The sequence below is a fragment of the uncultured Streptococcus sp. genome (assembly GCF_963545685.1).
GTDB lineage: Bacteria > Bacillota > Bacilli > Lactobacillales > Streptococcaceae > Streptococcus.
In genome coordinates, this window is sequence record NZ_CAUUKN010000048.1 from 1 (window position 1) to 10,405 (window position 10,405).

The 10,405-nt window shown below is 41.2% G+C and carries 4 protein-coding genes; all 4 read left to right on the forward strand.

What is annotated here, in order from left to right; translation table 11 throughout:
* The coding region (locus tag RWZ99_RS07695) for a ZmpA/ZmpB/ZmpC family metallo-endopeptidase (RefSeq protein ID WP_314677727.1) at positions 1-4,310 on the forward strand (4,310 nt) is incomplete at its 5' end.
* A gap of 471 nt (positions 4,311-4,781) precedes the next feature.
* On the forward strand, positions 4,782-8,426 hold the full coding sequence (locus tag RWZ99_RS07700; protein ID WP_314677728.1) for a mucin-binding protein: 3,645 nt from the start codon (positions 4,782-4,784) through the stop codon (positions 8,424-8,426).
* Between the two features lie 187 nt (positions 8,427-8,613).
* On the forward strand, positions 8,614-9,822 hold the full coding sequence (locus RWZ99_RS07705) for an exonuclease SbcCD subunit D (RefSeq protein WP_314677729.1): 1,209 nt from the start codon (positions 8,614-8,616) through the stop codon (positions 9,820-9,822).
* On the forward strand, positions 9,819-10,405 hold a 587-nt coding region (locus RWZ99_RS07710), incomplete at its 3' end, for an AAA family ATPase (protein WP_314677731.1). The genes RWZ99_RS07705 and RWZ99_RS07710, both read left to right, overlap by 4 nt.

The window sequence follows — 10,405 nt, forward strand, 5'->3', positions numbered from 1 at the left end:
GAACAACGACTGAAGAATCTATTGTAGAGCTTCCATTTAAAGAAATTGTCCAAGACGATGATACACTTGAGAAAGGCACTTTGCAGGTTGCCCAAGAAGGACAAAAAGGACAAACTAAAATTACCAAGGTTTATAAAACTTATAAGGGTAATAAGACTGCCGAAGAACCAACTGTAACTGAAACAGTACTAGTTCCTGTCCAAGATCGTATCGTTCGCAAAGGTGCTAAGATTTCTGAAAAACCAGTGCTTACGCTGACACAGATTGACAAGGATGATTTGGGTCGTAGTGCTAAACTTAGCTACAACTTGACGAATCCAGGTTCAGCAGCTATCACGACTATTAAAGCGGTACTTAAGAAAGACGGACAGGTTGTCCAAACGCTTAATATTCCTATCACGACCTTGACGGCTGATTTAACAAACTTAGACTATTACAAGCCTTATACTCTTACAACAACCATGACCTTTGATCGTGGCAATGGTGAGGAGAATCAGGTTTTGGCAGACCAAACTATCCAACTTGATCTCAAGAAGGTTGAGCTTAAAGATTTTGCACGTACAGATTTGATTAAGTATGACAATCAAACAGAGGTGGATGAGACCCGCCTGACAGCTGTACCTCAGGATCTCACGAATTACTACTTGAAGATGACTTCTGCGAATCAGAAGACCACTTACTTGGCAGTGAAAGCCATCGAAGAAACAACAGTTGATGGCAAGGAGGTTTATAAGGTAACTGCAGAAGCGGACAATTTGGTGCAACGTGATGCCCAAAACCATTTTGCGCAAACTTATAGCTATTACATTGAGAAACCCAAGGCCAGTCAAGCCAATGTTTACTATGATTTTGCTGAGTTGGTCAATGCCATTCAGGCTAATCCATCAGGTGAATTTAGACTGGGTCAAAGTATGAGTGCTCGTCACGTCGTTCCAAACGGAAAATCATACATTACGACCGAATTTACTGGTAAGTTGCTAAGTGATGGTGACAAACGCTATGCCATCTATGATTTAGAGCATCCATTGTTTAATGTCATCAATGGCGGAACTATCAAGAATATCAACTTTGAAAATGTAGACATCAATCGCCCAGGTCAGAATCAAATAGCGACAGTTGGATTTAACCTTAAAAACAAAGGTCTGATTGAAGATGTTAAGGTGACTGGTTCAGTTACTGGTAATAATGACGTTGCAGGTATTGTCAATAAGATTGATGAAGATGGCAAGATAGAAAATGTCGCGTTCATTGGTAAGATTAACTCTGTCGGTAATAACTCGACAGTTGGTGGGATTGCTGGCTCAAACTACATGGGATTTGTTAACAGAGCTTATGTGGATGCAACTATTACGGCCAATAATGCCAATGCAAGTATGCTAGTGCCATTTGTTACCTACATGCTCAACAGTTGGAAATCAGGAACTAAGGCAAGGGTAACAAATTCAGTAGCTAAAGGTATTCTTGATGTTAAAAACACAAGATATGTCGGTGGTATTGTTGCCAAGACTTGGCCTTACGGAGCTGTTCAAGACAACGTGACCTATGCCAAGGTTGTCAAAGGTCAAGAAATCTTTGCTTCTAATGATGTTGATGACGAAGATGGTGGACCATACATCAAAGATCTCTTTGGCGTTGTTGGTTACAGCTCGGCCGAAGATGGTACTGGTAGAGATATTAAGAGTCCGAATAAGCTCAAACATTTGACTAAGGAAGAAGCTGATAAGCGTGTTGAAGGCTACAAGATCACAGCTGATACATTTGTCAGCGAACCTTATGAGTTCAATACTCTTAATAATGTTTCTAGTCAAGCTGATTTTGCCAATATTCAAGACTATAATCCAGCATACAAACAGGCTTATAAAAATATGGAGAAACTCCAGCCATTCTATAACAAGGATTACATTGTTTATCAAGCCAATAAACTTGATAAAGACCATAACCTGAATACCAAAGAAGTACTTTCAGTGACACCAATGAAAGACAGTAATTTTGTCACAGACCTAAGCGATGCTAACAAGATTATTGTTCACTATGCTGATGGTACTAAAGACTACTTCAAGCTTTCAGATAGTTCAGAAGGTTTGAGCAACGTTAAGGAGTATACGGTTACTGATTTGGGTATCAAGTACACTCCGAATATCGTTCAAAAAGATCACTCAAGTCTTATCAATGGTATTGTGGATATCCTTAAACCGATTGAGTTGCAGTCTGATCCAATTTACCAAAAACTTGGTCGTACCGGTCCAAATAGAGTAAATGCCATTAAGAACCTCTTCTTGGAAGAAAGTTTTGAGGCTGTTAAGGCTAATTTAACTAAGCTTGTGACTAAGCTGGTTGAAAATGAGGATCACCAGCTTAACCAATCACCTGCTACTCAACAGATGATTCTTGACAAGGTTGAGAAAAATAAGGCTGCCCTCTTACTAGGTTTGACCTACTTGAATCGTTATTACGGAGTTAAGTTTGATGATGTCAATATCAAAGAAATTATGCTCTTCAAGCCAGATTTCTATGGTAAAAATGTGGATGTCCTTGACCGTTTAATTGAAATTGGCTCTAAGGAAAATAATATCAGTGGATCCAGAACATATGATGCTTTCGGTGAAGTTCTAGCTAAATATACGAAATCTGGAGATTTAAATAGTTTCCTAAACTATAATAGAGAATTATTCACTAATATCGACAATATGAATGATTGGTTCATCGATGCCACTAAGGACAAGGTCTATGTTGTAGAGAAAGCTTCACAAAATGAAGGTGTCGGTGAGCACAAGTATCGTGCTTACGATAACTTAACACGTGGCCTACACAGAAAAATGATTCTACCATTATTGAATCTTGATAAGACAGAGATGTTCTTGATTTCAACCTATGACACCATGTCTTATGGAACAGCTAACAAGTACAATACGACTCTTGAAAAACTGAAACCTGAGATTGATCTAGCTGCCCAACGTCAAATCAACTACCTTGATTTCTGGCATAGATTGGCTACAGACAAAGTTAAAGACAGATTGTTCAAAGATATTGTCATTCCTGTCTGGGAAGGCTTCTATGTCTGGGGTCATGGTTGGCCAGGTTGGCCAGAGCGCTACGGCCAATTTAAAGACAGTACGGAAGTCTATGCGCCAATCCGTGAAATCTATGGTCCAGTTGGTGAGTACTATGGAGACAACGGAGCCATGGCTGGTGCTTATGCTGCCATCTATGACAATCCTTACGATAATCGTGCCAAAGTTACTTTCGTCATGTCTAACATGATTAGTGAGTACGGTGCTTCGGCCTTCACGCATGAAACTACCCACATCAATGACCGTATTGCCTACTTTGGAGATTATGGTCGTCGTGAAGGAACAGACGTTGAAGCTTATGCCCAAGGTCTTCTTCAATCACCAGCTACTCAGGGGCATCAAGGTGAATACGGCGCCTTGGGACTTAACATGGCCTTTGAAAGAGAAAACGACGGTAATCAGTGGTACAACACTAATCCAAACAAGTTGAACTCACGTGAAGCCATTGACCGTTACATGAGGGGTTACAACGATACCCTCATGCTTCTTGACTCACTTGAAGGGGAAGCGGTCCTCAGTCAAGGCAATCAAGAGCTCAATAACGCCTGGTTCAAGAAGGTAGATAAACAGCTACGAGGTAATAGTAAAAATCAATATGATCAGGTCCGTGCTCTAAATGAAAGTGAAAAGGCTATTAACTTGACCTCTATTGATGACCTTGTAGATAATAACTTCATGACCAATCGTGGACCTGGTAATGGAGTCTATAAACCAGATGATTTCTCTTCTGCCTATGTCAATGTCCCTATGATGTCTGCTATTTATGGTGGTAATACCAGTGAGGGCTCTCCAGGAGCCATGTCCTTCAAGCATAACACCTTCAGACTCTGGGGTTACTATGGCTATGAAAAAGGCTTCCTAGGTTATGCGACGAACAAGTATAAACAAGAAGCAAAAGCGGCTGGTAAGGACACTCTTGGAGATGACTTTATCATTAGCAAGATTTCTGATGGTCAGTTCAACTCACTAGAAGCCTTCAAGAAGGCCTACTTCAAAGAAGTGAAAGACAAAGCGTCACATGGTTTGACGACAGTTACAATTGACGGCACAACAGTAAGCTCTTACGATGATTTATTAGCCTTGTTTAAGGCTGCAGTAGCAAAAGATGCTGCAAGTATTAAAACAGATAATAAGGGTAATAAATCTGTGTCAACAAGCCATACGACGAAACTCAAAGAAGCTGTTTATAAGAAACTCCTACAAGAGACAGATAGTTTCACAAGTTCTATTTTCAAATAATAGATGAAAGAATCCCCTTTGGCCAAAAGCCGAGGGGATTTTTGAGTCTTTCTTAAAATCTTGTGCTAAGAAGTCCACAAAGCTAGTAGTGACAAGGGGTTTAGAAATCAACCAGTGCTATGTGAGTTGGGAGGTTTAAAAAATATTCTTTTTGATAGTATAAAATTTGTATTTTAATAAATGGCATCAAAATCAAATAATATCGTATCGGAAATGATTATTTTTAATAAAAAGGGCTACCAGTTAAAAATATTTTGAAAATTACAAAGCTGACAAAAAGTAATATTTTGCAAAACGAAAGCACGAACGTTTTGATGTTTCAAAGGACTTATATAAAAGTTTTAAATTAATATTCTCTAATAAAAGTTAAATTTTAGAACAATAATCATTATATATTTGACAATTTAATAATTGTAGTATAAAATGGAAACTGTATATAAAGTAATTTGGATATTGAGGAAATTTATTATTATGAGAGATATGTTTAATAAACGCCAACGTTTTTCATTAAGAAAATACAGTTTTGGTGTAGCCTCTGTCCTTTTGGGAGTTTCAATCTTCTCGAATGGACAGGGCGCTCAAGCTGATGAAACGGTTGCACCGACTACTGCAGGTATGGAAACAACTGCTGAACCAGATGTGGTTGTGGAGCAATCAACGCCAACAACTGCATCAGTAGCACCAGCAACAACAGAAAGTGCACCAAGCTCAGTGTCTACTGTAGCTTTGGCCAGCGAACAGCCACAATCAGCAGCACAAGACAGCCAAGCAACTTCAGGGACTAGTCAAACAGCAGCTAGTTCAGAAGTAGCTTCTCAAGCTGCATCTCAAGCGAGCTCAGAATCTGCAGCAGCAACAAACCTTTCTACTGTAGCTACCAGTGCTCAAGCTCTTAGTTCAACAGCTGTAGCAGAAACTTCTGTTGCTGGACAAGTATCAGCACAAACAATTGCGGCTACTCCAGTTGCGACTGCAGCAGAGACAGCAAGTGCAGAGTCTACAACCAAGGCTGTAGATAGCGCCCTTAAAGTAGCTACTAGCGAATTGGCTGTAACAAGCAGTGAATTGAATGCTGCTGAAGCAAGTCTTAACTCTGAAAATCTCATCAACGCTATGGGGCTTGCGGTATCAAATCGTAACCTTCGTTCAGCTGATGCGGTTGCTGTTTTGACAAATGCTGGATCAGGTTCAACAAACCCTGATTTGACAAACCTAGGCTACAAACTTGCCTATTTGCCAGAACGTCAACAATACTTTGTTAACATTGATTACATAAACAATCTTAAAGTTGGTCGTGATAATCGTGGGGTTTTGAGACCTTATGACTACATTACAAATGGTAACTACATGGTTGTCGTAAACTATGCCAACCTTGGTATTATTGACTACGTTGATGAAGCAGGAAACAAGATTCCTGGCTCTTCAACATATCGTATCAACAACTCAACTGAAACAATCACTGCAAACGGTCAGACTTACAATAAAATCTACGATGCTGGTGTAACAGAGCTTCCACCAGTACCAGCAGGTTATCGTATCAAGTATGCGTCTGCTGACAAATCTAAAGCTAATGCTTACGTAGATGTCTTAAAATCAGAACGTCAATATGACTATACAAATGGTGTTGCAACCATTCGCTCAGATCGTACTTGGGCCCTTAACCAGAGTCGTGTTGTTGACCTTGTTCAATTTGCCAATGGTTCACAAGGTTTGGACGCTTCGATTGATGCCAATGGCGGTGGTCAATACCTAGCTCCTGGTTACCGTTACCACATTATTGTTGAAAAAGACACTAAAGATGTGACTAAGGCAACAAGTCAAACAGTGACTTATACTGGTGCTGACATTAAGACACCAGCTGCTAACACTCAAAATGACTTTAGCTTCAACGGTAAAGAAGATCCTACAACTAATACAACAACTTGGACAGAAACGACTCACACTTATGGAACGGTCAAGACTCCAGTTGTCATTGGTTACTATGCAGATAAAGCCGTAGCAGGTGGCAAGACAGTCACTCCGGATGCACCAGATGCAACAGATACCGTAACTTACAAAGCCTTTGGTAAATTTATCGCTGTGGATGAAGATGGTAATCCAATTCCAGGTGTATCAACAACTGCCTACACTAACGATCCAGATGATGCGACTAAGATGATTGCTATCGACAAGACTCTTCCAAGCATTCCTGGCTACACTGTTAAGGTTATCCCTGCATCACCATCAAATCCAGGTGAAGATACACGTGTTGTTTTCGTAGCAATTGTTAACGATGTGACTAAGGCGACTAAACAGACTGTTACCTTCCAAGGTGCAGGTGACAAGACGCCAGCTACAGATGTGAAATCTGACTATACCTTTGTTGGTAAGGATAACCAAGCTACTGGTAAAGTGACATGGAACGAAACTAGCCACACTTACGGTACGGTTAAGGTTCCTGTTGTTAATGGTTACTTTGCGGATAAAGCCGTAGCAGGTGGTAAGACAGTAACTCCAGATGCTCCAGAAGCGACTGATACAGTAACTTACAAAGCCTTTGGTAAGTTTGTCATTGTCGATGAAAATGGTAACCCAATTCCAGGTGTTTCTGATACTGCCTACATCAATGATCCTAACGATCCAACTAAGATGATTGCAGTTGACAAGAATTTGCCAACTATCCCAGGTTACACTGCTAAGGTAGTACCTGCAACACCAGATGACTTGTCTAGCGATACTAAGGTTGTTTACGTTAAGGATGACCAAAAAGCAAGTGTTACTTACCGTGATGAAACAAGTGGTTCAACTCTTGAAACAGTTGCTTTGGCTGGTAAGTCTGGTGAAGCGGTTAACTACTCAACGGCTGATCGTATCAAACACTACCAAGACCTTGGTTATGTCCTTGTGACAGATGGTTACCCAGCTGGTGCAACATTTGATTTGGATAGTGCAGTGGATCAAGCTTGGACAGTAAGCTTCAAACGTGTAGCACTTGACTTTGATCCAGATAATGCTCACGAACCAGGAACTCCAATCTATCCTAACCAACCTAATGGTCCAAAATGGCCTGCTAAGGATGCTTATATCAAGGATGTAACCTACACTGTTCATTACGCAAGTAAAGATAGCAATGCTAAATTGCCAGCAGACAGTGTTCAAAAGGCTCAATGGAAACGTTCATTGACGCTTGATTCTGTAACAGGTGACATTCTTACAGCAGGTGAATGGAAAGCTGATAAGACTAAGTTTGATCTCGTCATCACACCAGTAGTTAACGGTTACTTCGCCGATAAAGGTCGTGTGGCTGCTCAAGATGTCACTATGGACAGCAAGGTTGAGACTGTAACCTACACTAAATTTGGTAAGATTATCGCTGTTGACGAAAAAGGCAATCCAATCCCAGGCGTTGAAGCAGTTTCTTACACAAATGATCCTAACGATCCAACTAAGGCTGCTATGACACTTGTTCCTGAAGTTAAAGGTTACAAGGCTGATCAGACTGGTGTGACACCAAGCAACCCAGGTGAAGATACAAAGGTTGTTTACAAGCTGACTAACGCAGAACCTGCTAAGCCAACAAATAAAGACATTGGTACGATTGTGGTTATCTATCGTGATGAATATGGTAATCAAATCAAGATGCCACTTGTTATCACAAACTCTGTTGGTGCTGACGTTGACGTCCACGGTGACCGTTACATCTACCGTAATGGTGTGAAATACGAATTGATTCGTCAAGAAGGTAAATCGACAGACAAGATGACAGAAGGTCAAACAGTCGTGACTTACATTTACCGTAAGGTTGAAGATGGCTCAACACCTTCAAATGGCAATGGTGGTCAATCTGGAAGCTCAACCTCTAAAGCTGTGAAAGCAAGTTCAAACGGTTCTAAAGGGGCTAAGGGTTCTGGCTCTGGATCAGATGCTGATGGTGCTTCAGATGGTAAAGATTCAGATAAGAAGAAATCTGGAAACAAAGACGGTAAGAAGGCAGATGGTTCTGATAAAGCTAAAGAAGGCGATGAACAATTGCCAGTGACAGGTGAGTCAGATAATAACCTTGCAGCAATGGGTGTTGTTGTCATGGGACTTATGGCTGGGCTTGCGACTATGAATCGTCGTAAAAACCAAGACTAAGATTTCCAAATCCTATCTCTCATAAATTCCAAAAATAAAATCTCTCTCGAGTAGGAATAGCTTGGGAGGGATTTTTTGGTCTTTACAACTAAAAATCGGGAAAACTATCAAGGCCTGTGAAACTTTTAAGCAGTATTTAGCTTGATAAGGTACAATAGAATAAGACAAAACGAATGAGGAGACTGTCATGAAGTTTTTACATACGTCAGATTGGCATGTGGGTCGAACCCTCAATGGCTGGTCTTTGTTAGAGGAGCAGGAGTGGGCTTTTCAACAGATAGTGGATTTGGCTATTAGCGAAAAAGTGGATGGGGTCATCATTGCTGGTGACCTCTATGACCGTGCGGTGCCCCCTGTGGATGCGATTAAGCTTTTTAATAATACCTTGGCCCGTTTGGTATTGGAGGAGCAGATTCCTGTCTATGCTATCAGCGGTAATCACGATGGAGCTGAACGTTTACATTTTGGACGTGACTTCTTTCAACCTCAGGGTCTTCATTTAAGCACACGTTTGGAGGAGGCTTTTGAGCCCATTGAGTTGGAGGATTGCCAGATTTTCCTGCTTCCCTTTATCGACCCTATTGATGCCCGTATTTACTATAAGGACGATGAGGATAAGGAAATTCAGGGGATTGGTGATGCCTTGAACTACATTATTAAGGATATGGAAAAAGCTTTTAATCCTGAAAAAGCCCATATTTTGGTGACGCATTTTGCGGTTTCTAAGAAGGAGGACCAAGATGGTCAAAGTCTTCGGGAATTGATGTTGTCTGAAACTAGCAATACGGTAGGTGGTCTTACCAATGTGACCAGTGGCCTTTTCAAGGCTTTCGATTATGTGGCCTTAGGGCATATCCATACGCGCTTTGCCAGTCCGACCAAGCGCGTGCAATATTCAGGAAGTCCGATTGCCTTTAATGTCAAGGAAGCCAAGCGTAAGGAAGAAAAGGGTGTCTATATTCTTGAATTGGATGCGTCTGGTGATTTGTCTCAGACCTTCCATCCTCTAGAGGTCGGACGGCCGATTGTGGTCTTACAGGCGCCTTTTGAAACCTTGATGTCACCTGGATTTTATCAGGAGCAGCCTTGTCAAAAGGCCTGGTTTGCCTTTGATATTCAACTGTCTAGCCGTAAGGAATTAGAGGGCATCAATGTGCGTGCCCGACTGGAAGAAATTTATGGGACAGACATTGTCGAAATTACCTTCAGTCGTCTAGGTGATGCAAGGGAAGAAAATTTGACTGTTGATCAGCACTTAAAAGATTTGGAAATGCAGTCACCTCAAGAAATCGTATTTGATTTTTACCAGACAGTGACTGGGGGCGATGTCTTGTCTGAGAGACAGACTGCCCTTGTGGAAAGTATTTTTGAGGAGATTGGGAGGAGTCGACAATGAGACCAGTTCAGCTAGAATTGACCAATTTTGGACCTTATCGTAAGGAAGTTATCAATTTCACTCAGTTTGACCATGCTCCCCTCTTTTTGATTGGTGGGGACACGGGGGCAGGTAAGAGTACCCTCTTTGATGCTATGACAGTGGCCTTGTTTGCCACGACCAGTGGTGATCGCAATGTTGAAGAGATGCGGTCAACCTTTGCTGGTCCAGAGGATGATTTGACCAAGGTGACTTTCTACTTTCAACAAGGAAACCATCTTTATCGCATCGAGCGTATTCTCCAGCAGGAGAGGGCAAAGCGAGGTGGTGGCACGACCATGCAAAAAGCGATGGCTTCTCTAGTCATTGTGGATAAGATTGGTGGTCAGGAAATTGAAAAGCTTGGGGATAAAATCAAAGAAGTTAGTGACCAGATTGAGCAGATTTTGGGTCTCAATGCCGAGCAGTTCAAACAGATTATCCTCCTACCTCAAAATGATTTTAGCCGTTTCTTGAAAGAAGATTCCAAGACTAAGACTCAAATTTTGAAGAAAATCTTTGGAACGGGTATTTTTGACCGTTTTCAAAAGAGCTTGGAAGAGCG

Bases quoted from the DNA above. Each gene is read 5' to 3' on its own strand.
- RWZ99_RS07700 (WP_314677728.1), top strand. From the start codon at position 4,782: ATGAGAGATATGTTTAATAAACGCCAACGTTTTTCATTAAGAAAATAC.
- RWZ99_RS07705 (WP_314677729.1), top strand. From the start codon at position 8,614: ATGAAGTTTTTACATACGTCAGATTGGCATGTGGGTCGAACCCTCAAT.